This window comes from Lentzea sokolovensis (assembly GCF_033949975.1).
Taxonomy (GTDB): Bacteria; Actinomycetota; Actinomycetes; order Mycobacteriales; family Pseudonocardiaceae; genus Lentzea; species Lentzea sokolovensis.
This window is the reverse complement of record NZ_JAXAVU010000009.1, coordinates 63,220-88,387: the sequence shown is the minus strand read 5'-3', so window position 1 is coordinate 88,387 and position 25,168 is coordinate 63,220. Positions and strand designations below refer to the sequence as shown.

General features: G+C 64.5%; 27 protein-coding genes. 14 read left to right on the top strand and 13 right to left on the bottom strand.

Annotated features, from left to right (window positions below; all coding sequences use genetic code 11):
- Nucleotides 1–131: 131 nt before the first annotated feature.
- A complete protein-coding gene (locus tag SK854_RS17730) occupies nt 132–2,036 on the top strand; it encodes a glycosyltransferase (protein WP_319976209.1) in 1,905 nt (634 codons plus the stop codon).
- Between the two features lie 85 nt (nt 2,037–2,121).
- On the top strand, nt 2,122–2,865 hold the full coding sequence (locus SK854_RS17725; protein WP_319976208.1) for a class I SAM-dependent methyltransferase: 744 nt from the start codon (nt 2,122–2,124) through the stop codon (nt 2,863–2,865).
- Here the strand turns inward: SK854_RS17725 and SK854_RS17720 are convergent, their stop codons facing one another.
- The 9 genes from SK854_RS17720 to SK854_RS17680 all read right to left on the bottom strand — a co-directional run bounded on the left by SK854_RS17720 (nt 2,866) and on the right by SK854_RS17680 (nt 10,200).
- Nucleotides 2,866–3,678 (bottom strand): carbohydrate ABC transporter permease, encoded by an 813-nt coding sequence (locus SK854_RS17720; protein ID WP_319976206.1) that lies wholly within the window; start codon nt 3,676–3,678, stop codon nt 2,866–2,868.
- Nucleotides 3,675–4,553 carry a carbohydrate ABC transporter permease gene (locus SK854_RS17715; RefSeq protein WP_319976205.1) on the bottom strand — a complete coding sequence of 293 codons (879 nt, stop codon included), beginning with the start codon at nt 4,551–4,553 and terminating at the stop codon, nt 3,675–3,677. Before SK854_RS17715 ends, SK854_RS17720 begins: the two co-directional genes overlap by 4 nt.
- A complete protein-coding gene (locus SK854_RS17710) occupies nt 4,550–5,779 on the bottom strand; it encodes an ABC transporter substrate-binding protein (RefSeq protein WP_319976204.1) in 1,230 nt (409 codons plus the stop codon). Before SK854_RS17710 ends, SK854_RS17715 begins: the two co-directional genes overlap by 4 nt.
- Before the next feature lie 40 nt (nt 5,780–5,819).
- Nucleotides 5,820–6,014: a hypothetical protein gene (locus SK854_RS17705; protein ID WP_319976203.1), complete on the bottom strand. Its 195-nt coding sequence runs from the start codon at nt 6,012–6,014 to the stop codon at nt 5,820–5,822.
- Between the two features lie 76 nt (nt 6,015–6,090).
- Nucleotides 6,091–6,993, bottom strand: coding sequence for a galactofuranosyltransferase GlfT1 (glfT1, locus tag SK854_RS17700; RefSeq protein ID WP_319976202.1), 903 nt, complete (start codon nt 6,991–6,993; stop codon nt 6,091–6,093).
- Nucleotides 6,994–6,996: 3 nt separating this feature from the next.
- Complete coding sequence (wzt, locus tag SK854_RS17695) at nt 6,997–7,815, bottom strand: galactan export ABC transporter ATP-binding subunit Wzt/RfbE (protein WP_093594700.1); 819 nt, start codon at nt 7,813–7,815, stop codon at nt 6,997–6,999.
- A gap of 17 nt (nt 7,816–7,832) precedes the next feature.
- Nucleotides 7,833–8,747 (bottom strand): galactan export ABC transporter permease subunit Wzm/RfbD, encoded by a 915-nt coding sequence (gene wzm / locus SK854_RS17690; protein WP_319976201.1) that lies wholly within the window; start codon nt 8,745–8,747, stop codon nt 7,833–7,835.
- 59 nt (nt 8,748–8,806) lie between these two features.
- A complete protein-coding gene (locus SK854_RS17685) occupies nt 8,807–9,658 on the bottom strand; it encodes a class I SAM-dependent methyltransferase (protein ID WP_319976200.1) in 852 nt (283 codons plus the stop codon).
- Nucleotides 9,659–9,714: 56 nt separating this feature from the next.
- The gene (locus SK854_RS17680) at nt 9,715–10,200 is read right to left on the bottom strand and encodes a bacterial proteasome activator family protein (RefSeq protein ID WP_402903606.1); all 486 of its coding nucleotides are present in this window, start codon (nt 10,198–10,200) and stop codon (nt 9,715–9,717) included.
- An 81-nt stretch (nt 10,201–10,281) separates the two neighbouring features.
- Between SK854_RS17680 and SK854_RS17675 the strand changes: the two genes are divergently transcribed.
- A complete protein-coding gene (locus SK854_RS17675) occupies nt 10,282–11,481 on the top strand; it encodes a cysteine desulfurase-like protein (RefSeq protein WP_319976199.1) in 1,200 nt (399 codons plus the stop codon).
- A 17-nt stretch (nt 11,482–11,498) separates the two neighbouring features.
- A complete protein-coding gene (locus SK854_RS17670) occupies nt 11,499–12,143 on the top strand; it encodes a class I SAM-dependent methyltransferase (RefSeq protein WP_319976198.1) in 645 nt (214 codons plus the stop codon).
- Here the strand turns inward: SK854_RS17670 and SK854_RS17665 are convergent.
- Entirely contained in the window at nt 12,127–13,092 is a 966-nt protein-coding gene (locus SK854_RS17665) for an NAD(P)H-quinone oxidoreductase (RefSeq protein WP_319976197.1), read from the bottom strand. The two genes, SK854_RS17670 and SK854_RS17665, sit on opposite strands and share 17 nt — an antisense overlap.
- 45 nt (nt 13,093–13,137) lie before the next feature.
- Here SK854_RS17665 and SK854_RS17660 point away from each other — a divergent pair, with 45 nt between their 5' ends.
- The gene (locus SK854_RS17660) at nt 13,138–13,770 is read left to right on the top strand and encodes a GNAT family N-acetyltransferase (RefSeq protein WP_319976196.1); all 633 of its coding nucleotides are present in this window, start codon (nt 13,138–13,140) and stop codon (nt 13,768–13,770) included.
- A 78-nt stretch (nt 13,771–13,848) separates the two neighbouring features.
- On the top strand, nt 13,849–15,357 hold the full coding sequence (locus SK854_RS17655) for a M28 family metallopeptidase (RefSeq protein WP_319976195.1): 1,509 nt from the start codon (nt 13,849–13,851) through the stop codon (nt 15,355–15,357).
- Between the two features lie 56 nt (nt 15,358–15,413).
- On the opposite strand, the gene SK854_RS17650 is transcribed toward SK854_RS17655, so the two are convergent.
- Complete coding sequence (locus tag SK854_RS17650) at nt 15,414–15,857, bottom strand: hypothetical protein (protein ID WP_319976194.1); 444 nt, start codon at nt 15,855–15,857, stop codon at nt 15,414–15,416.
- Nucleotides 15,858–16,710: 853 nt separating this feature from the next.
- Between SK854_RS17650 and SK854_RS17645 the strand changes: the two genes are divergently transcribed.
- From SK854_RS17645 to SK854_RS17630, 4 genes are all read left to right on the top strand, one after another.
- Nucleotides 16,711–18,690 carry an AAA family ATPase gene (locus SK854_RS17645; protein WP_319976193.1) on the top strand — a complete coding sequence of 660 codons (1,980 nt, stop codon included), beginning with the start codon at nt 16,711–16,713 and terminating at the stop codon, nt 18,688–18,690.
- Nucleotides 18,691–18,800: 110 nt separating this feature from the next.
- Entirely contained in the window at nt 18,801–19,358 is a 558-nt protein-coding gene (locus SK854_RS17640; RefSeq protein ID WP_319976192.1) for a hypothetical protein, read from the top strand.
- A 43-nt stretch (nt 19,359–19,401) separates the two neighbouring features.
- Nucleotides 19,402–20,415, top strand: a complete 1,014-nt coding sequence (locus SK854_RS17635; RefSeq protein ID WP_319976191.1) for a hypothetical protein — start codon at nt 19,402–19,404, stop codon at nt 20,413–20,415.
- Nucleotides 20,416–20,452: 37 nt separating this feature from the next.
- Nucleotides 20,453–21,805 carry a hypothetical protein gene (locus SK854_RS17630; RefSeq protein ID WP_319976190.1) on the top strand — a complete coding sequence of 451 codons (1,353 nt, stop codon included), beginning with the start codon at nt 20,453–20,455 and terminating at the stop codon, nt 21,803–21,805.
- On the opposite strand, the gene SK854_RS17625 is transcribed toward SK854_RS17630, so the two are convergent.
- Complete coding sequence (locus SK854_RS17625; protein WP_319976189.1) at nt 21,802–22,509, bottom strand: HAD family hydrolase; 708 nt, start codon at nt 22,507–22,509, stop codon at nt 21,802–21,804. The two genes, SK854_RS17630 and SK854_RS17625, sit on opposite strands and share 4 nt — an antisense overlap.
- Nucleotides 22,506–23,348 carry a GntR family transcriptional regulator gene (locus SK854_RS17620; protein ID WP_319976188.1) on the bottom strand — a complete coding sequence of 281 codons (843 nt, stop codon included), beginning with the start codon at nt 23,346–23,348 and terminating at the stop codon, nt 22,506–22,508. The genes SK854_RS17625 and SK854_RS17620 overlap by 4 nt, the downstream gene beginning before the upstream one ends.
- 249 nt (nt 23,349–23,597) lie before the next feature.
- Here SK854_RS17620 and SK854_RS17615 point away from each other — a divergent pair, with 249 nt between their 5' ends.
- The 4 genes from SK854_RS17615 to SK854_RS17600 all read left to right on the top strand — a co-directional run bounded on the left by SK854_RS17615 (nt 23,598) and on the right by SK854_RS17600 (nt 25,065).
- Nucleotides 23,598–24,074, top strand: a complete 477-nt coding sequence (locus SK854_RS17615) for a hypothetical protein (RefSeq protein WP_319976187.1) — start codon at nt 23,598–23,600, stop codon at nt 24,072–24,074.
- 2 nt (nt 24,075–24,076) lie between these two features.
- Nucleotides 24,077–24,355: a hypothetical protein gene (locus tag SK854_RS17610; RefSeq protein WP_319976186.1), complete on the top strand. Its 279-nt coding sequence runs from the start codon at nt 24,077–24,079 to the stop codon at nt 24,353–24,355.
- A gap of 2 nt (nt 24,356–24,357) precedes the next feature.
- Nucleotides 24,358–24,624 carry an AMED_5909 family protein gene (locus tag SK854_RS17605; protein WP_319976185.1) on the top strand — a complete coding sequence of 89 codons (267 nt, stop codon included), beginning with the start codon at nt 24,358–24,360 and terminating at the stop codon, nt 24,622–24,624.
- A 156-nt stretch (nt 24,625–24,780) separates the two neighbouring features.
- The gene (locus tag SK854_RS17600) at nt 24,781–25,065 is read left to right on the top strand and encodes a hypothetical protein (protein WP_319976184.1); all 285 of its coding nucleotides are present in this window, start codon (nt 24,781–24,783) and stop codon (nt 25,063–25,065) included.
- Nucleotides 25,066–25,168: the final 103 nt, after the last annotated feature.

The window sequence follows — 25,168 nt, the reverse complement described above, 5'->3', positions numbered from 1 at the left end:
CGGCCGGGCGTTCGTCATTGAACAATGAGTACTATGGGCGCTTGACGCGCCGCGCCACGACACTCTCTGTGGCGGTAGCCATCCATGAAGCTGACCCGAACCGCCCGAATTCGGTTCGCCGGAGGAAGCACGTGACCGAGCAGGCCAAAGCCGCAAGCGCTACCAAGATCAACCCGACCCAGGTCCTGCAGCGGGTGATCATGCCGCGGGACGAGGACCCGCTGGACGTGCGTCCGCTCTACCTCGACGAGCCGACCAACGTGCACAGCCACGTCTCGGGCCGCCGCGCGGTGACGGTTCAGACCTCGGCCAAGGTGTCGTTCGCTTCGTACTTCAACGCGTTCCCCGCCAGCTACTGGAAGCGCTGGACGATCGTCGAGGAAGTCGTGCTGCGCATGCGCGTGCGCGGCGCCGGTCGCATCGACGTCTACCGCTCGAAGCCCAACGGCGACATCATCCACCTCGACGGCCAGGTCATCCGCAGCCCGAAGGCGTGGTTCGACGTCGCGCTGACGGTGTCGCTCAAGCCGTTCGAGGACGGCGGCTGGATCTGGTTCGACGTCTTCACCGACGACACCACGATGGAGATCGACGACGCCGCGTGGACCACCGAGCAGCCGCTGCCGGCGCAGACCGTCGCCATCGGCATGACGACGATGCGCCCGGTCGACGCGGTCATCGCGCTGCGCGCCCTCGGTGAGGACCCGGCCGTCTTCGCGGTGCTGAAGAAGGTCTTCGTCGCCGACCAGGGTTCCGTCAAGGTGCGCGACACCCCCGGCTACGACGAGGCCGTCAAGGCCCTCGGCGACAAGCTGGAGATCATCGAGCAGGACAACCTCGGTGGCTCCGGCGGCTTCACCCGCGGTCTGTACGAGGCGATCGAGCACACCGACGCCGACCAGATCATGCTGATGGACGACGACATCCGCCTGGAGCCGGACGCCGTCCTGCGCTCGAACGCGTTCGCGCGCGCCGCCGCCCAGCCGGTCATCGTCGGTTCGCACATGCTGAACCTCCAGGCCCGCTCCCGCCTGCACAGCATGGGCGAGGTCGTCGACCTGGGCACCTGCTACTGGCGCGCGGCGCCCGGCGCGCTCACCGACCACGACTTCGGCACCGAGTCGCTGCGCGAGACCGAGGAACTGCACGCCCGCATCGACTCCACCTACAACGGCTGGTGGATGTGCCTGTTCCCGCGTGAGGTCGTCCAGCGCACCGGCTACCCGCTGCCGCTGTTCATCAAGTGGGACGACGCGGAGTACTCGCTGCGCGCCCTGGAGCGCGGCTACCCGACGGTCTCGCTGCCCGGCTCGGCCGTGTGGCACATGCCGTGGACGGACAAGAACGACGCCACCGACTGGCAGGCGTACTTCCACACCCGCAACCGGCTCGTCCTCGCCGCGCTGCACAGCCCGTACGACGTCCGCTCCACGCTGCTCAAGCAGGGCCTGAAGCTGTCGCTGCGGCACCTGCTCTCGATGGAGTACTCGACGGTCGCCATCCAGCAGAAGGCGATCGAGGACTTCCTGGCCGGCCCGTCGAAGCTGTTCGACTCGCTGCGCACGGCCCTGCCGGAGATCCGCGAGCTCCGCAAGCACTACTCGGACGCCCAGGTCCTCCCGTCCGCGCGCGAGTTCCCGGCGCCGACGTTCGACATGGTCCGCGCCGAGCAGATGCTGACGCCGCCCACGAACCCGGTCACCATCGCGTCCGAGGCGGCCAAGGCGCTCATGCACAACCTGCGTGAGCCCCAGGCGGCAACGGCGGAGCGTCCGCAGATCAACGTGCCGGCGTCCAACGCCCGCTGGTTCCTCCTCGGCAACCTGGACAGCGCCACCGTGTCCAACGCCGACGGCAGCGGCGTCGCGTTCCGCAAGCGCGACCCCAAGGAGTTCCGCCAGCTGATGAAGCGCGCGGTCCGCAACTACCGCCGCCTGTCGGCCGAGTGGCCGCGCATGCAGAAGGTGTACCGCGACGCGCTGCCCGAGCTGACCTCGGTCGAGTCGTGGCGCAAGGTGTTCGAAGCCAACAGCTGATCTTCTGGTTGTGCGAAAAGGCCCCCGAACTTTCGGGGGCCTTTTTGCTGCGCAACCTCACCTCGTGGTCGGACGTCCGGGATGCATGGGGGACATCAAGAGAGCAGATTTCTACGACGGACCTGCCCACGACTACCTGGGCTATTGGAAGGGCCGTGACTACGAGCACGCCGCGGAGCGCATCGCGATCGACCGGCTGCTGACCGGCCGGCACTTCGCGAATGCGGTGGACGTGGGCGGGGGCTACGGCCGCATCACCGCGTTGCTGCCGAGGTACGCGGACCACGTGACGCTGGCCGAGCCGAGCAGCCGCCAGCTCGACATCGCGGCGAGGTTCCTCGACAAGGGGATCGAGCGGGTTCAGGCGCAGGCCGCGCGGCTGCCGTTCGCGACCGGCTCGATCGAGCTGGTGACGATGATCCGCGTCATGCACCACCTGCCCGACCCGGCGGCGGAACTGGCCGAGATCGCCAGGATCCTTACCCCGAAGGGCACCGCCGTCATCGAGGTCGCCAACCTCGGGCACGCCCGCAACCGCCTGCGCCGGCTCGGCAGGGGCATCCCCACCGAGCCCGTGGACATCCGGTCACCGGAGAACCGGCACGACGACGAGATCCCGTTCGTCAACCACAACCTCGACACCGTGACCAGGCAGCTCTCCGAGGCCGGACTGCGGGTGGAACGTTCGCTCTCGGTGTCGAACCTGCGCTCAGGCGCGTTGAAGAGGGTCGTGCCGCACCGGGTGCTGCTCGGCATCGAGAAGGCGGCCCAGCCCGCACTGGCCAGGATGAGGTTCGGGCCGAGCATCTTCCTTCTGGTCACCCACTGATCAGTCCTTGATCCCCGTCTCCGTCACGCCGCGCACCAGGAACCGTTGCAACGCAACGAAAACCACCACCAACGGCGTGATCGAGACGGCGGCCGCCAGAAACAGCTGCGTCACGTCGATCGACTGCGAGGTCAGGAACGTGGACAGCGCCACCTGCACTGTCCACGAGTCCTGGTCCTGCGCGATCACCAACGGCCAGAGGAACTGGTTCCAGCTGGTCACGAACGCGATCACGCCGAGCGCCGCGAAGAACCCCTTCGAGTTCGGGACGACGACCCGCCAGTAGGTGCCCCAGTGGCCGAGCCCGTCGATCCGCGCCGCCTCTTCGAGCTCGCGAGGGAAGTTCAGGAAGTACTGCCGGAACAGGAAGGTGGTGAACCCGCTGAACAGCCCCGGGATCACCAGCCCGCGCAGGTCGGACACCCAGCCCAGCGTCGAGACGACCACGAACGTCGGCACGAACGTGACCGCGGCCGGGATCATCAGCGTCGCGATCACCAGGTACAGCACGAAATTCGAGTACCGGTACGGAATCCGCGCGAGCCCGTATCCCGCCAGCCCGCACAGCAGCAGTTGCCCTGCCGTCTGCAGCACCGCGACGACCAGCGAGTTGACCATGCTGCGCACCATCGGCACGGCCGGGTTCGAGAACAGCGCGGCGAAGTTCTCCCAGTGGATCTCGCTGGGCCAGAACGTCCACGCCGGCGCGGTGATCTCCTGCTCGGTCGCCAAACCGTTGCGCAGCACCAGGTAGAACGGGATCAGGAACAGCACCGCCGCCAGCGACAGCGCCAGGTACCGGACGGCTTTCATCGGGTGATCACCCTGCCCTGCAACAACGTCACGCCCGCGATCAGCAAGGTCAGGATCACCGCGCCCGCGCTGCCGTGTCCGAAGTCCTGCCCGCCGGACCCGAGCGCCGTGTAGTAGAGGTAGATCAACGGTGGCCGCGCGAACGGCGGGTAGCCGCGGTCGGTGCCCAGCACGTTGTAGAACTCGTCGAACGCCTGGTACGCCGCGATGAGCAGCAGCAACAGCACCGCGATCGACGTCGTGCGCAGCTGCGGCAGCGTGATGTACCGCAGGGTCTGCCAGCCACGTGACGCGCCGTCGATCCACGCGGCCTCGTAGAGGTGTTGCGGAATCCGTTGCAGGCCGGCGATGAACAGGATCAGGTAGAACCCGAGCTGCAGCCACAGCCGCAACGTCACGAGCACCAGCCAGTACCAGGGCGGCGACGTCGACACCGTCCACGCGATCGGCTCGGCGCCGAACCACCCCAGCACCGTGTTCGCGAGGCCGAAGCGCACGCCGTTGAAGATCGACAGCTTCCACACCAGCGACGCCACGACGTACGAGCAGGCCGTCGGCAGGAAGAACACCGACCGGAAGAACGCCTTCATGAAGCTGATCTGGTTCACCAGCAACGCCAGCGCCAGCGCCAGCACAAAGGTCAGCGGCACGATGAACACCGCGAACACGCTGAACGTGCCGAGACTGCGCAGAAAAGGCTCGTCGGTCAGCATGTCCGCGTAGTTGCGCAGGCCGACGAACGATGTGGGCGTCACCGTGTTGCGGGCGTCGAAGAACGACAGCAGCAGGCTCCACCCGATCGGCACGTACACGAACACGAGCAGCCCCAAAGCGAACGGCCCGACGAACAACCAGAACGCGCGTCCGTGCCTCATCCGTACAGGCGCTTCAGCTCGTCCCGTGCCTTGTCCGCGGCGGCCTTGAGCTCGGCGTCGGCCGGAGCGCCGTCCCGCACGACCCGCGACACGGCGTCGTTGAACGCGGTCCGCATGACCGAGGTCCAGTCCGGCGGGTTGGACGCCTTCGCGTTGTCCCGCACGAACTTCACCGCGTCAGCCGCCGCACCCGTGGTCAGCTTCGAGGCTTTCTCCGAGATGCTCCTGCGCGGCGGGATGTGGAAGCCGTAGCTGAGGTTGAAGTCCTCCTGGTAGTCGGTCCGCTCGATCCACAGCCACTTCACGAACTCCTTGGCCTCGTCGATCCGCTTCGACTTGGCGTTGATCATCGCGCCGAACGCCCCGACCGGAACGCTGGCCTTGCCGGACGACGAGAACTTCGGGAACGGCAGCACGCCGAAGTCGTCGCCCAGCGCCTTCTGGATCGCGGGCACGGTCCACAACCCGGTCCACTGCATGGCGACCAGCCCCTGCGTGAACGCGTCCGGTTCCGCCCAGTCCTTCACCGCGCCGAGCAGCAGGCCGCCGCTGGAGTAGAGCTCGCGCAGCTTGCCGATCGCCTGCGCCGCAACGGGATCGTCGAACCCGACCTGGTGGTCGCGCACGTAGTCCAACCCCGCCGACCACAGCGCGGGCCCGCCGAGCACGCCGCCGCCACCGTCGTTGCCGGCGAAGAGTCCCTTGACACCGTCCTTCGTGAGGCGCCGGGACGCGTCGATCAGTTCATCCACAGTGGACGGTGGCTGAACCCCGGCCTGTTGCAGGAAGCTCTTGCGGTAGAACAGCATCTGCATGTCCACGGCCTGCGGAACGCCGTAGAGCTTCCCGTCGACGGTGTGCGTCGCGAGAATCGAGTCGGTGAAGTCGTTCCTGGCGTCGCCGAAGACGTCGTCGAGCGGCACGAGCTGACCCGCCCGGACCGAGCTGATCTGCGGGGTGGACTCGAAGACGTCCGGTCCGTCGCCGGACAGCAGGCTCGTCGCGAGCTTGGAGTCGTAGTCGCCGGGGTTCCACTGCACGTCGACCGGCGTCTTGGTGAACGCCTTGGCGTAGCGCTCCACCGCCTGCTGGACGCCGGGCTCGCCGTACGCGTGGTACCACTGCTTGAGGGCCTGGCCGTTGCCGTCCCTGCCGGTGTTCGAACCGCACGCCGCGAGCAGTGCGCTCGCGCCGGCCAGGGAGAGAAGTCTGCGTCGGGAGATCACTCATCTCGTCTTACTCCGATCACCTCGCGTGCGCGACCGGTTACTCGAAGTGCGCTACCACGACGTTGGAGAAGTTCACGACGTACTCACGGCCGTCCGGTGCCGGGATCGGCTGCGTGTGGCCGTTGCGGACGATCTGCGTCAACCGGGGCGCGAGGTCGTCGCGCGTCTCGTCGGTGACCGTGAGGCTGATGGGGTTCGGATTGGCGGCGAGGAACAGCACGAGTCGGCTCATGCGTTCAGCAAACCGCGTTCCGGTGCCGTGCCGAGGGCGGTTCCGCTCGCAGCGATTCCGCCCTCGGCAGATCACGTCACTTGCGGAAGAAGCGCTCCCGCTGACCGAGGCGCACGAGCTTCAACCACTCGACGAACGCCTTCGGGTCCTTCTTCACCGCGAGGAAGTACAGGCCGAAGCGGAACACCTCTAGGGCGCCCAGCTTGCGCATGCCCGGCTGCGACAGCAGGTACCCGCGGTTGCGATAGGTGTAGTACCGCTTGATCTGGTTCTCCGGGTCCTGCGCGTGGAACCGGCCACCCAGCATCGGCTTGAACTCGTCCGAGCCGTCCGGGTGCACGTAGGCCACCTTGAGCGAGGTGCCGAACGGCAGCCCGCTGCGCACCAGGCGGCGGTGGACCTCGACCTCGTCGCCGCGGAAGAACAGGCGGTAGTCCGGCACGCCGACGACGTCGAGCGTCGTGGCGCGGAACAGGGCGCCGTTGAACAGCGAGGCGATGCCCGGCAGGAAGTCGGTGCCGAGGTCGGCGGCCGAGCGCTTCCACGTGAGGCCGCGGCGCATCGGGAACGCGAGCTTGTCCGGGTTCTCGATGTTCGTGACGACCGGCGAGATCTCGGCGAGGTTGCGGCGCTCGGCCTCTTCGAGCAGGACGGCCAGCACGTTCTCGTCGGCCGGGCGGCCGTCGTCGTCGGCCAGCCACACCCAGTCCGCGCCCAACGAGAGCGCGTGCAGGATGCCGAGCGCGAAACCGCCCGCGCCACCGAGGTTGCGGTGCGACGCGAGGTACGTAGTGGGCAGCGGGCACTGCTCGACCAGGTCGTTGACCGGCTGGTCAGGGCCGTTGTCGACCACGACGAGGTGGTCGGGGACGCGAGTCTGGGTGGCCAGCGCCTTCAGCGACTCGGCCAGCAGCTCCCTGCGGTGGCGGGTGACCACCACCGCGACGACGGAGCCCTTGGGCAGTGCCTCGAGGTTCACTGTCTATTCGCCGCCGTTTCCGCTGAGGACGGGAGTGGAGTAGCCGAGCCTGGCCAGCTGGTCGGTGCTCATCCGCTCGAACGGGTCGAAGCCCTTGTACTCGGTGAGCACCTCGCGGAGACCGCCGTGCATTTTGACACGGCCTTCGTCCATCCAGATCGCGCTGTCGCAGAAGTCCAGCAGCGTTTCGTCGGAGTGGTTCGCGAACACCAGCAGACCGGAGCGGGCCACGAGGTCCTTGAGGCGGTCGCGGGCCTTCGCCATGAACGCCGCGTCGACCGCGCCGATGCCCTCGTCGAGCAGCAGGATCTCGGGGTCGATCGAGGTGACCACGCCGAGCGCGAGCCGCACGCGCATGCCGGTCGAGTAGGTGCGCAGCGGCATCTGCAGGTAGTCACCGAGCTCGGTGAACTCCGAGATGTCGTCGACGCGCTTTTCCATCTGCTTGCGGGTCATGCCGAGGAACAGGCCCCGGATCATGATGTTCTCGTAGCCGGAGATCTCCGGGTCCATGCCGACGCCGAGGTCGAAGACCGGCGCCACCTTGCCGACGATGCGCGACTGACCGCGCGTCGGCTCGTAGATGCCCGCCAGCAGGCGCAGCAGCGTGGACTTGCCGGCGCCGTTGTGGCCGACCAGGCCGACGCGCGCGCCGTCCTTGAGCGACAACGAGATGTCGTGCAGCGCCTCGATGATCGGGACACGGCCCTCGGAGCCGATCTTGCCGCCGACCTTGCCGAACGCGAGTTTCTTCAGCGACCTCGACTTGGCGTCGAAGATCGGGAAGTCGACCGATGCGTTCCAGACGTCGATGCTGACCATGGTTTAGCCGACCTCCTTTAGACCCAGTAGGAAACGCGGGCGCGGTAGTTGCGCAGGATGACCATCGCGAGCGCCCAGCCGACCACGGTGAAGCCGCCGACGATCGCCCAGTGGTGCCAGTCGACCTCGTGGCCGAGCAGCGGGGCGCGGACGACCTCGACGAAGTGGTACACGGGGTTGAGCTCGGCGATCAGGATGCGCCAGTCGTTGCTGCCGCCGCCGGTGACCTTCTGCAGCACGCCCGCGTCCCAGACGATCGGCGTCATGAAGAAGACCAGGTTGATGAAGCTGGTCACGACCGGCGGGATGTCGCGGAAGCGGGTGCTGATGACGCCGAACGCCAGCGCGACCCACACCGCGTTGATCGCGAGCAGTGCGAAACCGGGGATCGCGAGCACGATGGTCCAGCTCAGACCCGGATGGACGGGGCCGCCCTCGCTGATCGTGTACTGGTGGTTGAGCGAGGTGAAGAAGATCGCCAGCACGATCGCGTAGACCGCGAGGTTGTGCAGCAGGAAGAGCACCTGGCGCCACACCATGCGCATCACGTGGACGGTGATCGGCGCGGGGAGGTGCTTGATGAGCCCCTCGTTCGCGATGAACACGTCGGTGCCCTCGGTGATGCAGCCGAGGATGAAGTTCCAGACGATGAAGCCGACCGTGACGTACGGGAGGAACGTCGGAACGTTCGTGTCGAACAGCACGGAGTACAGCAAGCCGAGCGCGAGAGCGGTCGTGCCCATCGAGATCGTGATCCACAACGGACCTATGACCGATCGGCGATAGCGCTGCTTGATGTCCTGCCAGCCGAGGTGGCCCCACAGCTCGCGGTGGTCCCACGCCTCACGCACATCGGCGAACGCGCGCTTGAAGCTGCGCGACTTGATGGCAGGCGGCGCCTCGGGGTGGTCGAGGGTACTGGTGGCTTGCACGAGGACTGAGCGTACCGGCGTCTCAGATCGGACCTGGACGCCGGTACGTCACGGAGTGGTCAACGAGCGGGGATCTTGGTCACCCGCATGGTCACCTGCTCGTTGTCGTAGGTGAACGCTTCGTAGCTGAACTCGATCCCGGTCTGCTCGACGTACTCGGTCCACGCCTTGTGCTCGTGTTCCATCCAGCCTGGGAAGTTGAAGTACTCGTCGAAGTGGACGACGCTGCCCTCGACCAGGCGCGGGCCGACCAGCTCCAGCACGGTCTTCGTCGAGGAGTAGAGGTCGCAGTCCACGTGCAGGAACGTGACCGGGCCCTCGTTGGACTCCAGGAACTCCGGCAGCACCTCGTCGAACCAGCCGACGACGAGCTCGGCACCGGGTACCTCCGGCAGGCCGTCGACGTTGAACGCGCCGGCGGGGAAGCCGTTGCGCCAGTTCTCCGGCAGGCCCTCGAACGAGTCGAAGCCGAAGACGCCCTCACCGCCGCGCGCGGTAGCGATGATCTTCAGCGTGGTGCCCTGGTAGACGCCGAACTCCAGCGCGAGCCCGCCCTCGGGGGCAAGCGTCAGCGCGTGCTCCAGCGTCTCGTGCGGGTGGCCGAACTGAGGGGCGTGCGGCATGTTGTCGCGCACGAACCTGGCGCTTTGCAGCGCCGCCTCCTGCTCACCCGCGAACACCAGGTCGCGGCGAGTGCGGATCTCCAGCTGACGGGCCTGGTCGACGGCCCGGTCGCCTTGGTGCCGGATCTCGTCGCGCACCTGCTTGCCCAGGTCGTCCACCTGGCGTTGCAGCTCGTCGACCTGCGCGCGGATGGGGGCCACGGCGTCCGCCACGATCTCGATCGCCTTCACACGCATCTTGTGGCGCAGTTGCTTCGCCGACAGGGCACGGCGCACCTGCTCGAGCACGATGGCTCCTCTCCAGGAAGTTCAGCGCATCGTAGAACCACCCCCGGGTGTCCCGGCTAGAGGTACTGGCCGGTGCCTTTGCCCGTGATGCCACCCTCGGCGCCCTCGCCACCGCTGCCGGCGGGCAGGGCACGGCCGCGCATCTGCTCCAGCTGGGCGCGGGCCGCCATCTGCTGGGCGAACAGCGCCGTCTGGATGCCGTGGAACAGGCCCTCCAGCCAGCCGACGAGCTGAGCCTGCGCGATCCGCAGCTCCGCGTCGGACGGGGTGCCGTCCTCGGTGAACGGCAGCGACAGCCGCTCCAGCTCCTCGCGCAGCTCCGGCGCCAGGCCGTCCTCGAGCTCCTCGATGGACCGCTTGTGGATCTCCTTGAGACGGTTGCGGCTGGCCTCGTCCAGAGGCGCCGCCCGGACCTCCTCCAGCAGCTGCTTGATCATCGTGCCGATCCGCATGACCTTGGCCGGCTGTTCGACGAGGTCGGCGATGTCGCCGTCCTGTCCGCCGACGATTACGACGGGCTGCTCCTGGTTCATGGTCTCCATCCTCGCGTGATTCGCGTTTCGACCCTAAAGCGGGTGGGGCTGGTCGTTGCTGTGTTTGCTCGCATACGTACGGTGTGTGTCATGGCGTTCGACGTCGCACGGGTACGAGGGCTCTTCCCCGCGCTCGGCGACGGCTGGGTCCATCTCGACGCACCGGCCGGCATGCAGGTGCCCGAACAGGTCGCCACCGCCGTCTCCACCGCGCTGCGCGCCCCGGTCTCCGGACCCGGTGGCATCTTCCCGGCCTCCCAGCGGGCCCAGGGCATCGTGGACGCCGCCCGCAGGTCCGTCGCGGACCTCGTCGGCGCTGATCCCGCCGGTGTCGTGCTCGGGCCCTCCTCCGCTGTGCTGCTGCAACGCCTCGCGGACGCGATGACCGATGACTGGTTCATGGGTGACGAGGTCCTGGTTTCCCGTTTGGACCATCCGGCGAACATCGCGCCGTGGCTGCGGGCGACCCAGCGCACCGGCAGCGCGGTCAAATGGGCGGAGATCGACATCGAGACCTGCGAACTGCCGAGCTGGCAGTTCGACGAGCTGGTCACCGACCGCACGAAGCTGATCGCCATCACGGCGGCGTCCGGCGTGGTCGGCACCCGCCCTGACCTCGCCAAGATCTCCGCGGTGGCTCGCGCGCACGGGTCGTTGATGGTGGTCGACGCGTCCGCCGCGGCGCCTTTCGTGCCGTTGGACATCGTTGGCATGGGCGCTGACGTCGTGGCTCTCTCCGCCGGCCAGTGGGGCGGTCCGCCGGTCGGCGCGCTCGTGTTCCGCGACCCGTCGGTGCTGGAACGGCTGCCGTCGGTCTCGGTCGACCCGATGGCGCGTGGCCCGGAACGGCTGGAGCTCGGTCCGCACGCGTACCCGATGCTCGCCGGTCTCGTTGCATCCGTCGAGTACCTCGCGGACCTCGACGACGCGGCGTCCGGCACGCGCCGTGAGCGGTTGCTCACGTCGCTGGGATCGGTGAAGGCCTACCAGGCCGGGCTGCTCGCTAATCTCATCAACGAACTGCGTTCGCTGCGACACGTGATGGTGATCGGCGACGCCATGCGGCGGGTGCCCGCGCTGGCGTTCTCGATCGCCGGGGTCAAGGCGGAGGACGGCGTCGAACACCTCGCTTCGCGGGGCGTCTGCGCGTTCGCCGATCCCGGCCAGTACGGGGTGTTCTCGGTGCTGGGTGTCGGCGAGATCGGCGGCGCCATCCGCATCGGGCTCGCGCACTACACGAACGCCGTCGAGATGGACGACCTGGTGCGGGCGGTGGCCGAACTGGGCTGAGAGCTTGGAGATCATTCTTGGACGACTCGCTCGCCCGCGAGCTCGCTGATCTCTCGGCCCTGCACCGCATCGGTTCGCTGAACACCGAGTACCTGCCGGTCCTGTCCGGCGATCTGCGCCCGGCCGCGCTCGTCGCGGTGATGGACGAGATCGTGCTCGGCGCGCGGACCGTCCTGGTCGAACTGGGCTGCGGCTCTTCTTCGGTTCTGCTGGCGCGTTTGTTGCAGCAGCGCGGTTTCGGGCACCTGTTGTCGATCGAGCACGACGAACGCATGGCTGCTTTCGTTGCCTCGCAACTACGACGTGAAGGTCTGGGCTCGGTCGCCCGTGTCGTGCACGCGCCGTTGTCACGGCATCCGGCGGCGCTGTCGCGGCACGGCCAGTGGTACGCGCCGAAGCAGGTGCACGACGAAGTGCTCGGGTACGTCGAGCGGTTCGGTCTGGTGGACCTGCTCCTGGTCGACGGGCCGGGGTTCGGTGACTCGCGCTATCCGGCGTTGCCCGTGCTGCGCGCCGTGCTGGCGCCGGGGGCGACGGTGCTGGCCGACGACGTCGACCGGCCGGACGAACAGGCGGTGCTGGCGCGGTGGTCCGAGGAGTTCGGGCTGGAGTTCCGCACGGCTCCCCGGACCTCGCTGGCCATGGCTACCGTTCCCGCTTGAGCAGGACCTTCCCGAAGACGTCGCTGGCCTCCAGCAGGCGATGCGCCTGCGCGGCGTCCGACATCGGCACGACCTGGCCGACGATCGGCTTGACCGCACCGCTCTCGATCAACGGCCACAGGTGCTCGCGGACCTGCGCCACGATCGCGCCCTTGCTGTCGACGCTGCGGCCGCGCAACCCGGTCGCCATCACCGACGCCCGTTTCGCGAGCAGCTTGCCGATCGGCAGTTCACCCTTCACGCCACCCTGCATGCCGATGATCATCAACCGGCCGTCGGGGGCGAGGACGTCGATGTTGCGGGGGAGGTAGGAGGCGCCCATGTTGTCGAGGACGACGTCCGCGCTCTTGACCTCGGCCACGAAGTCCTGGGTCTTGTAGTTGACCGTGATGTCCGCGCCGAGCTCGGTGCACTTGCGCAGCCGTTCGTCCGATCCCGCGGTGACCGCGACGGTCGCGCCCAGCGCCTTGGCGACCTGGATGGCGTGCGTGCCGATGCCGCCCGCGCCGCCGTGCACCAGGAACGTCTCGCCGAGCTTGAGCCGGCCGTCCATCACGACGTTCGACCAGACCGTGCACGCGACCTCGGGCAGCGCGGCGGCGGTGACGACGTCGACGCCCTGGGGGACGGGCAGCAGCTGGGCCGCGGGCACCACGACCTTCTCCGCGTAGCCACCGCCGGCGAGCAGCGCGCACACCTCGTCGCCGACGTTCCAGCCGGTCACGCCCTCGCCGAGCTGGGAGATCGTGCCGGAGCACTCCAGTCCGATGATGTCCGACGCACCGGGCGGCGGCGGGTAGAAACCCTGCCGCTGCAACAGATCCGCGCGGTTGACCGCGCTCGCGGCGACGTCGATCAGCACTTCGCCCTGGCCGGGCACCGGGTCTGCGACCTCGGTCCACTCGAGCACGTCCGGGCCGCCGGGTTCGCGAACAGTGATGGCACGCATACAGTCGACCGTAATACCGTTCGACACGTCCGGCACCATCGGATCATGGACGCCTGGCCGCTACGACATCTGGTCCTCCGCACCCCGCGCCTGGAGCTGCGCCCGGACGACGACTCCGGGCTGTTCGAACTCATCGACGTGGCGCTCGCGGGCGTGCACGACCCGGCCGAGATGCCGTTCTACGTGCCGTGGACCGACACGCTTCCAGACGACCGCGGGTTCGGCCTGCTCCAGCACTTCTGGGGGCAGCGCGCGAAGTTCGCCGCGAACGACTGGGTGATCAGCTTCATCGTCCGGCACGAGGGCAGGGCGATCGGCGTGCAGGACGTCGGCGCGCGCGACTTCGGCGTGCTGCGCGAGGTGGGCACCGGCTCGTGGCTCGGCAGGGAGTTCCAGGGCAACGGTTTCGGCACTGAGATGCGTGTCGCCGTGCTGCAGTTCGCGTTCGACCACCTGGGCGCGCACATCGCTCGTTCGGCGGCTTGGCAGGGAAACCACGCGTCCAACCGTGTGAGCGCCAAGCTCGGTTACGTGCACGACGGCACGATCGGCGCAGCACCGCGCGGCGAACGCCTTGAGCACGTGCGATTGCGTCTGGACGAGGCGAACTTCGTGCGGCCGGAGTGGAAGGTCACCGTCGACGGGCTAGCGGAGTGTGTTCAGCTGATCACCAGCTGAACTCCCGCCGACCGACGGATTGTGTCGTGGGTCTCCCTTTTGTGAGGGTTCAGCCATCTCGAACGAAGGGGAACGTTCATGTCCGGCAGAACCAAGCTGGCGACTGTGCTTGCCATCTCGGCACTAGTCGCAGCCCCTACCGCCACGGCGTCCGCCGCCGAACCGGCAGGCCCCGCACTCGCCAAGAAGCTCGCGAAGAAGGTGACCGTCGAGGGTGTCAACCGGCACCTGATCGCGTTCCAGCGTCTCGCCGACCGCAACGGCGGCAACCGCGCCGCCCTGACGCCCGGCTACAACGCCAGCGTCGACTACGTGGCGGGCAAGCTCCGCGACGAGGGCTTCATCGTCACGACGCCGACGTTCACGTACGACATCAACGTCAACGACGCCGAGACGGCCCGGGTGGACGGCGTGAACTACCAGTCGCTGATCCTGGTCCAGTCGCCGCAGACCCCGGTCGGCGGCGTGACCGGCCCGCTGCGAGTGGTCCCGGAGGACGCCACCCCCGGCTGCGAGGCCAGCGACTTCGCCGGCCAGGACTTCACCGGCTCGGTGGCCCTGATCCGCCGAGGCGCGTGCACGTTCGAGCAGAAGCACCTCAACGCGTTCGCCGCCGGCGCCATCGCCGTGCTGGTCGCGAACAACACCGCCGGCCCGCTGTCGAACGTGACGCTGACCAACCCCGGCAAGATCCCGACCGGCGGCATCTCCCAGGCAGACGGCACCACGCTCGCCGGTAAGGCCGGCGCGTCCGTCACCGTCGACATGCGCTCGCACACCGAGTCCCGCACCGAGCGCAACGTCATCGCCGAGACCCGCACCGGCCGCAAGAACAACGTCGTCATGGCCGGCTCGCACCTCGACAGCGTCGAACTGGGCGCCGGCATCAACGACAACGGCTCCGGCTCCGCGGCACTGCTCGAAACCGCCCTGCAGCTCGGCTCCCGCCCGAAGGTCGACAACGCCATCCGGTTCGCCTGGTGGGGTGCTGAAGAGCGCGGCCTGATCGGCTCCGAGGAATGGGTCCGCCAGCAGACGTTCGAACAGCAGCTCGACATCGCGCTGTACCTGAACTTCGACATGGTCGGCTCCCCGAACGCCGCGTACTTCATCTACGACGGCGACGACTCCGACGCCACGGGCGCGGGCCCCGGCCCGTACGGCTCGGCCCAGATCGAAAAGGCCTTCGCCGACTACTTCGCCGCCAAGGGCGTCCCCACCGAAGGCACCGACTTCTCGGGCCGCTCCGACTACGGCGAGTTCATCGCGCAGGGCATCCCGGCCGGCGGCCTCTTCACCGGCGCCGAAGGCGTCAAGACCGCCGCACAGGCAGCCAAGTGGGGCGGCACGGCAGGCATCGCCTACGACCCGTGCTACCACTCGAAGTGCGACAACCTCGGCAACATCGACCGAGTCGCCCTCGGCCGCAACGCGGGCGCCATCGCGTTCGTGACCGCGGCCTACGGCGTCTCGACCGAGGACGTCAACGGCGTGCCACCACGTGCGAAGCGCGCCGAAGCCCGCAAGTCCGCGGCGCTCATGAAGACCGCGTCGCACGACGACCACACGCACCTGGCCGTCTCGTAGCCCGCTGATCAGCTCCAGGACGGCGGCGGTGCCTTCGGGTACCGCCGCCGTTTCGTTCAGCGGCTCATCTCGTCCCGCGCCGCGGCGAGAAACGCGACCTTGGGCCCCTTGAGGTGGTCCCACAGCGAGCCGCTGACGGGCTCCTGCCACAGAACGTGATCGAGAGCCTTGACGTACGCACGCGCCAACTCGTGCAGCGACGAGGCGAACAGCACGTGGATCATCCGCTCGCACACCCACAGCTCGTCGACGACATCCAGGGCCGCCGTCCTCCAGACAGCCGTGTCGTCCCGATCCTCAGCCGCACGCTCGGCCTGCTGCCCGGCCCGGATGAACTGCCGTAACAGCTCCAGCTGCTCCACCCGCCGCGCATCGGCACGCTCAGCGGCCAGTTTGCTTTGTTCGTTGCGTTCGACGCGACGCTGCACGGTCGTCTGCACCAGAAAGGACAGACCACCGCCGAACAGCACTCCGACCAGAGAAAGGATCGCGGGCCACACCTGTGTCTGCGTCTGCATGCCGCGACTAATACCAAACGATCACTTGCGGAAGCGGAGGGATTTGAACCCCCGGACGGTTGCCCGTCTCCCGCTTTCAAGGCTGCATCTGGCTGTCCAGGCTTGTTCGGGCTAGTCCGCAGTTGTCGGTGTTGCCTGGTCAGGGGTGCTGTCCCGTCCCAACCCGTCCCGGACCGTTGCTACACCCGTAGCTATACCTCGTCCTGGGGCTTGCCTGGTACCTGTCCCGTCCCGCTGGTCCTCGGTGGGGCGGCTTTGGCATGTCCGGTGGCCGATGACGCGGAGCGTTGGCGGGCGTCGATCGCCGTGCCCGGCTCGGTCAGGTCTTGGATCGCGCGATCGTCCTGACGCCTGGGTGCTGGGAGCTCCTGCGCGTCGCCGTCGGTGGCGCGCTGCCGTGGATGGACGCCGGCCGCGCCGCACGGCCGACGGGCGGAGCGAAGCGGGAGCCCGGCGTGCCGGGATGGATGGGGAGCCGGTGCCAACGTGACAGGCCCCGCGCGCGCCGCCGACGGCGGCGCGCCTTGATCCCATAGAGCCAAGTTCAGCAACAGTCAATACCTATGAACACCACGCTTCTCTTTCGATCGCCGCGCTTCCATAAGCCGCACAGCGCTACTTCCCCGCTCCAGTAACGATCGGGCCAGGCCATGTGCACTAAACGAGCACTCAGTCTTCCGGAAACGTCGATGTCCTGCGGCATGCGTCGTATCCCGTCCTTCGGGAACCAGACGCAGATTCGACCCTATCGGCGTAACGCGAAGCTGCCACAGCCCGACACACACCTAGCTAAGGTCGAGGCACTGGCCGGCAGTCCGTCCCAACTGAGGTAGCCATGATCAGGTTTCCGATTTTCGAACGCCTCTCCGTGGATCGATACGGCCTGTATCCAGGCACTGACCAACGTCCTGGACTAACCGCAGAGTTCGAGCCTGGCCTCACGTTGGTACTCGGAGCAAACGGCCTTGGGAAGAGCACGCTTGTGTTGCTCTTGTACAGGCTGTGTTCCGGCACAACCGACATCGCCGGCGTAGCCTCTCGCCCGGAGCTGGGGTCTCGACAGCTCGACACCAGCGGCATACCTCGCGCAGATCGAAAGACCTTCGCTGCCAGGGTTCACGATGGGGCTGCAGGCGCGACGGCGACTCTTCAGTTTCGTCTCGGCGAAACTGAGCTTCTCGTAGAACGCGATCTGAGTAACCTAACTCTGCTGACTCTTATGGTCGACGGGCAACCCCTTTCCCCGACGGAAGACGAGTACAAAAGGGCCATCACCGAGGCGGCAGGCGTACACGGGTTCGAGGACTGGATCTTGATACTTCGATACCTCGTCTTCTACTTCGAAGATCGAAGGTCGCTCGTTTGGGATACTACCGCGCAGCGTCAGATTCTGCGCCTTCTGTTTCTTTCTCCTGCAGAAACAGAAACGTACCTCAAGCTCGAGGCAGAGCTGCTGAGCAAAGACAGCACCGTTAGAAACCTTTCGGCAACTCTATTCAAGCAAGAGTCGGCACTCAAGAACCTAGAAAAGACGAGCGCCTCAAGATCGGCACTTGAGCAAGCAATTAATGATCTCGCTGCACAGCAGGACGCCGAAGAAGGACAGCTGGAGCGACTGGAATCAGAGCTAAACCTTCTGGACTCTGAGCTGCAATCCGCGAAGCTTGCAGCTCTCCGCGCAGCCGAGGAACGAGAGTCGGCGTACCGCAACGTCGAATACAAACGTCTAGAACAGATACATAGATCCTTTCCGTCCACAGCGGAGAGCAGTGCCTATATTTTGAGTCAGTTGTTGTCTGCGGACACATGTATTGCCTGTTCAACCGAGGTTCCATCTTTCGCGGAAGAACTCCGAAGCCGGCTAGATCACTCGAAATGCGTGGTGTGCTCAACACCTATCGAGCCGTTGTCAATCGCAACCGATGAGTTCGATATGACCCGCGCGGTTAACATGCTCAAGAACGCTGACGAGCATCGCGACCTGACGCGCGCGGCTACGGAGGAAGCTCAAGAGCAATACAAGCGGTCCGTCAGGACCGCGCAGGAACTGCGGGCGTCTCTCGCGCGTCGAGAAACCCAAATAGACGCACTTGTTAGTCAGCTCCCGCAATCGGAGCACAAGATCCGGGAACGGCGATCCGAGCTAAATTCACTTCGATCGCAGCAACGGGAGCTCACAGCCGAACTGCAAGTTATCCGGGCGTCGTACACCGATCTGATTGACGCTGCAAATCACAAGTTTTCGACGCGCCAAGAAGAGGTTAAGGCTGCCTTCGATAGCCACGCGGTGGAATTCCTACTCGAGACGTGCGAGCTGGCTTGGGGTATTCGCAAAGAAAAAGTGGGCCAGCAGGGAAGCCCGGTAGAGTTTGCCGTATTTGAAGTAGACATGACAGGAAGCGACTTCAACTCTCCTGTGCGACGGCGAGGAGCTGAGCAAGTTTCAGAAAGCCAGAGAGAGTTTATCGACCTGGCTTTCAGAATGGCATTGATCGCTGTCGCCGGCGAAGGCGGAACTGGCACGCTTGTTATGGATGCCCCTGAATCGTCCTTGGATGCGGTTTTCGCTCCGAGGGCAGCTAAGGTTCTCGCTCAGTTCTGTGCACCGCCTCAGCAGAATCGGGTTATCCTAACCTCAAATCTCGTCGAGGGCAAGTTGATTCCCACTCTCCTGCGGTCCTCTGGAATAGTTTCAAGAGAAGACTCCAGGCTTATCAATCTTTTTGAAATAGCCTCTCCGACGGCCGCGCTAACACACCTCCGCGCAGAATACGACGAAGCGCTGATGGACTTGTTCGACGGAGGGGATCTGTGATCACAAAATTAGATCGCAACCTCGCCCAACACGCCAGAATCGCTGTACGGCTCGTGGCAATCGTTCATGCATGTGCCCGGACCGGTATTTCACCTGTCCCCCTGCAGGTGGTGCACACTGTCGCCTACTTTGCGGATGCGCTAGCGCCCATCTGGAACATACCGGTTCTCGAAAGTCGACTGCTCAAAAAGGTCGATGTTCCATCCAATCCTGAGATACAGGCTGACATCGACTCGCTAGTCGGTCGGGGCGTGCTCATGCCGTCTTCGGTCCACTATTTGACGGTATCAAGCGGTCGACGAATCGATGCAAAGTATGCACTCAATCCGACGTTCTCGGCCAGGATTCTCGCGGCTATATCTTCAGACGAGCAGTTCTCGAGGGAACTCAGTTTTGTACTCGAAGTTACGCTCGCACTTTCTGGCCTCGGAATTTCGGGAATGAATCAAGCTGTCCTCGTTGATGCCACATATTCAGACCCGCTTGTGGATTTCGGTAGTGTCGTTGACCTGTCCCCTGAGGACGCCCAGCCGACGCGAACTGTTCAGGTGAGTCAGCGTTTCACGCAGCTGATGGCATCAGAGCGGGCTCTCAGTGACGCGGAGCTGACTCATCTGTACGTGCGCCACTTGTATGGTCTGATTGGGGCTGATGATGATGCGCTCTAGCGACACATCTGGTCCCTGGGCCGACTCTAAACTCGAACAAACCTTGAAGAACTTCCTCGGTGTCGGGCGAAATACCGACCTGCCGGACGATGTTCGGTTTCTAACTAGCGTCACTCAATTGATTCGAAAGCGAATCGATCAAGGTGAGGTATCTGAGCAGTCTCCAGCAATATTCTTTTTGCATCCTCAACCTCTCGACTTGTCAGGTAGCCGCGAGACCAGCCAAGTATGGATGCTTGACAACGGTCTACGTGGAGTATCTGGCCGTATGTGGTTTGTAAACAAGACAGCAAGCAATGGCACTGCAGTTCACCTTGATCCAGACGAGGATGACGAGCAGTTGCTTCAGCTAGCGGTCAACGAGCTCGAGGCCGGTCACGTGCCCGCGGTCGTGTTTGACGCTCGTACACCTACACCTGAAACAAGGTACTATCCGGAAGGTTTGGCCAACGCTGACAACTTCCGCTTCATTAAGGTCTTCGGCAACCTGATAACGCTAGAAGAAGTATTCGTTGTCATCGACCGGTTGTATGAACAGCAATTGTGCACACCGAACGTTCAGCAAAAGGCAATGGCGCTGTGGGAGAAGGCTGACAAGCACTTCACCTCAAGTAAGGCCGAAGACCTGATTCAGGGCGTGTTGCGAGCAGGGCTTACTGGCCACTTTCCTGGCTGCGACGTTAAGGCCGAGCAGCCGCAGGCGTCCGGTCGGCTTGACATCGAGATCGAAGAAGCGTCGCCGTTCGATCGATCACAGATAACACGTCACGTCGTTTTGGAGCTAAAGGTTCTTCGCGACTTTGGGTCAACCGGGGCAAGCGTTAGCGATCGCGAGAATGATGACTGGACAAGGAGCGGTGTTGAGCAGGCGGCCACGTACCGGGATGAGCGAGGTACACGATTGGCTGCTCTTTGTTGCTTTGACATGCGTGTCGAATACACCGGTGATAGCTGCTTTGATAACGTCAGAGACCTCGCCGCCCGGCTCAGCGTTGAACTGAGGTCATGGCATATCTTCGCGTCTTCAAAGGCATACCGACGTGCTAAGGTATCGTGATCCATCAATTTTGTGAGACTGTGGAGGGTCTGCCGACGTGTCTGACGTGGCCGGAGAAGAGCTGTCGGCCCACTACCGTTCACTTGAGTCAAAGTGGACGATCAGCGAGCGCCAGGCGGATTACGGCCCCCTGGTAACCCCCACAGGGAACGCCGATGAACCGTTTCATAGATGGTTTCATTTCAAAGAAGGCTACTCGTGGGCGCTACTGGCAAGGCTCTTCAAGGATGCCGCTTACTCTCCTACAGATCAGCTATCGATCTGCGACCCGTTCCTCGGAAGCGGGACCACTCTTGTCAGCGCTCTAAAGTTTGCTCGTGAGCTAGGCTTGCCAGCTCGATGTTTGGGAGTGGAACGAAATCCGGCTATCCATACTATCGCGTCCGCTAAGGTAGCTGGAATTAGTATCGGTCGATCTCTTGGCGCGGACGTGACGCTCCACGAGCCGATGTTCTGGAACCGATACAAAGACTTTCGTCGTAGCTGGCGATCTCTCGCCACGATTTCGACAACTCTGAACAACGAAGCTTATTTTCCGCCTAATCATGTACGCGCTTTGATCGCCATGAACCGCGCAGCGGATAGCATCGAAGACGATGTGGTCCGATGCATCTATAAGGGGTGTATTGCGGCTGCTGTAGAACCATCAGGGATGCTGAGACGAGACGGTCGCGCCCTACGTTTTGCTCCAGGCCGAACGCCGATTGATCCAACTAGCGCATTCCGTCAAGCTATGACGAAGTGTCTCGAGGATCTGGCGTCACTTTCTCCCTCGGAATGTGATATCGAGGCCAATGCGGTTCTCGGTGACGCTCGAGACGTAGAGTCTCACGCGTCGTCAAGTAAGTTTGACTGGATAATATGCTCTCCTCCATACCCGAACAACATCGACTATACGGAGGTTTATAAGACCGAGTCTTGGGCACTCGAGGTGTACCAAAACTTGGATGATATGCGCTCCCAACGGCTTGGCACTCTCCGAAGCCACCCGAGTATTCGATTCCCTGACAAATACGCCTATCAAGATTCTCCACTGAAGCAGGCCGTTGATGGGCTAGTGGATCCTATCCTGGATGCGATCGCTGACGATCGTTACGCCGTAGGCAGGAGGCAGGTCGTCGCCGGTTACGCAGATGACATGCTGCAGGTCCTGCTCGGTCTACGAAACATCAGTGCCGCAGGTGGACGGTGCGCACTTGTGGTTGGAAACTCTGTTCACGGCTCGGAAGAGAGCAGCCTAGTTATCGCCGCAGATGTGATGCTGGCTCGCCTGGGCGAGATCGCCGGCTGGACCGTTGAAGAAATACGGGTGGCGAGAAACCTTCGTCGCCGCGGCCACACTTCTGATCACCTGCGGGAGAGTGTAGTGCTTCTTCGAAATGATGCCTAACGCGCCAGATCGGTCAAAGTTTCAATTTGGGTAACGATCGCTGCTGGGTGCAAAGCGCGGAACTCTTCGAGCTTTCCGATTTTATTTGCGAACCCAACCACGGGCATGCTGATGCTGTTTGCTGCCTGGATGTCCGTCACGGAATCGCCAATGAATGTGCACGCACGGACATCAGCACTGATTCCTGCCACTGCCTCAATCAGTAGGTGTGGGCTTGGCTTGAGAAGGTCTGGCTCTGGCTGAGTGCGAGCGCTGACTAGGTTCACTTCTCGCTGAAGGTCCCATATCCCTAGATACGCCTCGATGGCCGCGGCAGAGTTATTGCTTACGACGGCGATCGTGCGCCCTGTCTTTCTGAACGCTCGAATTAGCTCATGCGCTCCTGGCGTCGGCTTGGCGCTTCTTGCTGCTTCGACCTCGTGTGCGCGAAGTGCTGCCTCTACATACCTGGCTTCATCCCTTCCTATCCGCGAAGCGCACTTAAGTACGTCGAACGGATCACGAGTTGTCCGAATGTCAGATGGCAGTTCGCCGTGCCCTTCATCTGCCAGAATGCCACGTAGTTGGTCAGCCACTACTGAGGCGGGAAACCCTGCGAATACGTCGCAGATAGGACCGTCGAAGTCCAGAAGCAGGGCTTTGGTGCCGATAAAGAGCTTGCGTAGCGCTTCGATATCGTTCAGACGAACGCGGTTATCCTTCACCGCTTGTACTCCGTGGAGACTGTTCCCCACATGGAGTCGAACCACATACGAGCCTGCTCTACGTACTGGCTGCCGGTACTCGTGTCGTCGTCAGTGACGCTGTGGTGGAAGAGGATGGCTTCCTTGCCGACCAGGTCGTAGATCGGCTTCGGGTCGCCGTCGAAGCGGATGACGTGCTCTCGAACCGGGTAGAAGCCGAAGAAGGCTTCCTCGTTGTTGAGCAGGTAGAGCTTGAACAGCGGTGCCGCTCGGTGGACCTTGATCTCGACGGAGACGTCCTTGACCAGGCCGAGGTCTCCGAGTTCCTCGACGTTGTCCACGATCGCGAGGGTGTGGCGGCGCATGATCTCGTCCATGCGCTTGCGGAAGCCTGGGCTGTCCTGCAAGTCCTCGACCTGGCACGGGATCGCCCACGGCTGAGATGTATCCGGGACGAGCATCCGGATGTTGATCGAGGTGGGTGTCAGCCGGCCGATTCGGATCTTGTCCAGTGGCTCCTGCATGACGCCTTGCAGGGTCTCGCCGGAGAAACCGGAGAAGTCGATGGTGACGTGCTCGGCCTCGAAGGCGCGCTCGATGTGCGGCCGGAGTCCTACCGGGCGTTCGGTGCGCTCGCGGACGAAGACGCCGCTGCCCTGTCGGGAGACGATCAGGCCTTCGTCGCGCAGCTCGCGCAGCGCGTTCTGCACGGTCATCGGCGCGACTTCGTACTTCTTCGCCAGCTCGGCGCGCGATGGCAGCTTGTCCCCTGCCTTGAAGACCTTGGTGAGGATGGCAGCCCGTAGAGCGTTCGCCACCTGCACGTAAGGCGGTCGCGGGTCATCCGGGTCGAGAGCCATCGGGTTCCTCTTCTGCCTAGCGTTGCTTGCCGGTTTGCCAACCACTACTTGGTACGTACCGCGCGCGTGGTTACGAACCAGGCCTGCGGTTACGAACCAAGTCTCCAAGGGTGCGGAGATCCTGTCTAGCCCGCCTAGGGAGCTAGCTCACTCAGTTGCAGACTGACTTGCTTGACTTGGCTAGACAACCTAGCTAGCTTGTAACTTGTCTAGGTCGGACAGGCGACCTAGCAAGCTACGGAGGTTGTCATGGCGGTTCCGTACGGCACGCGATTCGAAGCGGCGTTTGACCAGGTCTTTCCGATGGGTGCGCTGATGGTCGGTGAGGTCGCTCCGGACATGGAGTACATGAGCCAGGAGGACAAGGCCCGCGGTAAGCAGGCCAAGCAGAAGATCGACGAACGCTCCGGCAAGCGGCAGTGGAAGGTCGTCGTCACCGACCCGTCGGCAGAGAAGGAGCGGGACGCATCGGTCACGATCACCGTGCTCGCGGACGTTCAGCCCGTCCCGCCGCAGGCCGTGCAGGTCATGCCCGGCGTCGAGGTGAGGCCGGTCGCGTTCGAGGGGCTGACGGTCGAGCCGCGCGTCATGGGCGACCGGTTCAAGTACCAGGGCTTCATCATCCGGGCGACGGGCATTGCTTCGCTCCAGGTCGGAACTCCGCCGAAGCGCGAGAGCAAGCCTGCTGGTCAGCAGGGCCAGAGCGAGCAGAAGACGGCGGCCTGACGGTGGCGCGGCCGTCGCGTGAGGCGGTCGCCCGCTGGAACACCGCGTACGCGGAGCAGACGGCGGCGCTGTTCGCCGCTTCCAGCATCGGGGATGCGCGGGCGGTGGTCCGTCTCGCTCTCGGTTATTCGGCAGTGGCGCAGGCATGGCGGATCTTGGCCGCCGATCTAGCGGTGCCCTTGTGGGCTCGGCATGCCTGCTCCATTGCGGCAGAGGAATTCGACCGCCGGGCGCGCATTGAGCAGGCGCGGGTTGCCCTGGCTGATCAGGACGAGGAATGAGCATGTCGAAGCCGGAGCAGTGGGTGCCTGCGCAGGAGGCTCGCACGCTGATGGAGGCGCACGACGTTGTGGGCAAGTTGATGCCCGCGCCGAACTCTGCGCCCAAGGTGATGCGGGACTTCTACGTCCGTTCCGCGGCTGTGTACGCACGGATCGCTGAGATCGATCGGGCGCACCACCACGAAGCCCTCTATTGGGCCACTCGCGAGCGGGAGAAGGCTGAAGCGATCGACCGTGAACTCGCCGGGAAGAAGTCCGCGAAGGCCTAGTTAGTCCTTTTTAGACGGAGCGTGTGATCTTGTCAGGTCACGCGGCGATGCCGCATGTCTTCTTGCGGCGTAAGGGAAACGTAGGCGCAGAAGCGGAAACCGGCTACCAACCACGCCGCTCCTGCGCTTGTCCCTCCAACGTGGGAGTGAACAACGATGAGCGTAGAGCCTGGGCGTACCTGTGCGCCAGACAAGGCCCTGAAACAACAACGCTGGGATCGGCTGATCGCCAGCAAGCAGACCGTGTCGACGTTCGCCGTGATGCTTGAGAACGGAGAACTCGTCAGCCTCGACCTGACTCAGGCGCAGGCAGAAGGGCTTGAGTGCCTGTCGTGCAAGCGTGAGTGTGAGACCGGTCAGGGAGCGTTCCGGCCGGTCGGCCGCATCCCGAGTGTGGGCACCGTCTTTGAGTGCGTCGCGTGCTCAGGCGGTGCGCGATGAGCGGCACGAAGTGGGTTGATCCGGCTCCGTTCGAGGGGGCTCGGCCTCGCTTTCCCTGGTGGATTTGGCTTCCCCGGTGGGCGAAGGTCATTGCCGCACCGTT

Excerpts from the sequence above, each read along its gene's own strand:
- SK854_RS17725 (WP_319976208.1), top strand. The coding sequence starts at position 2,122 with ATGGGGGACATCAAGAGAGCAGATTTCTACGACGGACCTGCCCACGAC.
- SK854_RS17720 (WP_319976206.1), bottom strand. The coding sequence starts at position 3,678 with ATGAAAGCCGTCCGGTACCTGGCGCTGTCGCTGGCGGCGGTGCTGTTC.
- SK854_RS17715 (WP_319976205.1), bottom strand. The coding sequence starts at position 4,553 with ATGAGGCACGGACGCGCGTTCTGGTTGTTCGTCGGGCCGTTCGCTTTG.
- SK854_RS17705 (WP_319976203.1), bottom strand. The coding sequence starts at position 6,014 with ATGAGCCGACTCGTGCTGTTCCTCGCCGCCAATCCGAACCCCATCAGC.
- wzt (WP_093594700.1), bottom strand. The coding sequence starts at position 7,815 with ATGGTCAGCATCGACGTCTGGAACGCATCGGTCGACTTCCCGATCTTC.
- SK854_RS17680 (WP_402903606.1), bottom strand. The coding sequence starts at position 10,200 with ATGGAGACCATGAACCAGGAGCAGCCCGTCGTAATCGTCGGCGGACAG.
- SK854_RS17675 (WP_319976199.1), top strand. The coding sequence starts at position 10,282 with ATGGCGTTCGACGTCGCACGGGTACGAGGGCTCTTCCCCGCGCTCGGC.
- SK854_RS17665 (WP_319976197.1), bottom strand. The coding sequence starts at position 13,092 with ATGCGTGCCATCACTGTTCGCGAACCCGGCGGCCCGGACGTGCTCGAG.
- SK854_RS17660 (WP_319976196.1), top strand. The coding sequence starts at position 13,138 with ATGGACGCCTGGCCGCTACGACATCTGGTCCTCCGCACCCCGCGCCTG.
- SK854_RS17655 (WP_319976195.1), top strand. The coding sequence starts at position 13,849 with ATGTCCGGCAGAACCAAGCTGGCGACTGTGCTTGCCATCTCGGCACTA.
- SK854_RS17645 (WP_319976193.1), top strand. The coding sequence starts at position 16,711 with ATGATCAGGTTTCCGATTTTCGAACGCCTCTCCGTGGATCGATACGGC.
- SK854_RS17620 (WP_319976188.1), bottom strand. The coding sequence starts at position 23,348 with ATGGCTCTCGACCCGGATGACCCGCGACCGCCTTACGTGCAGGTGGCG.
- SK854_RS17615 (WP_319976187.1), top strand. The coding sequence starts at position 23,598 with ATGGCGGTTCCGTACGGCACGCGATTCGAAGCGGCGTTTGACCAGGTC.
- SK854_RS17605 (WP_319976185.1), top strand. The coding sequence starts at position 24,358 with ATGTCGAAGCCGGAGCAGTGGGTGCCTGCGCAGGAGGCTCGCACGCTG.
- SK854_RS17600 (WP_319976184.1), top strand. The coding sequence starts at position 24,781 with ATGAGCGTAGAGCCTGGGCGTACCTGTGCGCCAGACAAGGCCCTGAAA.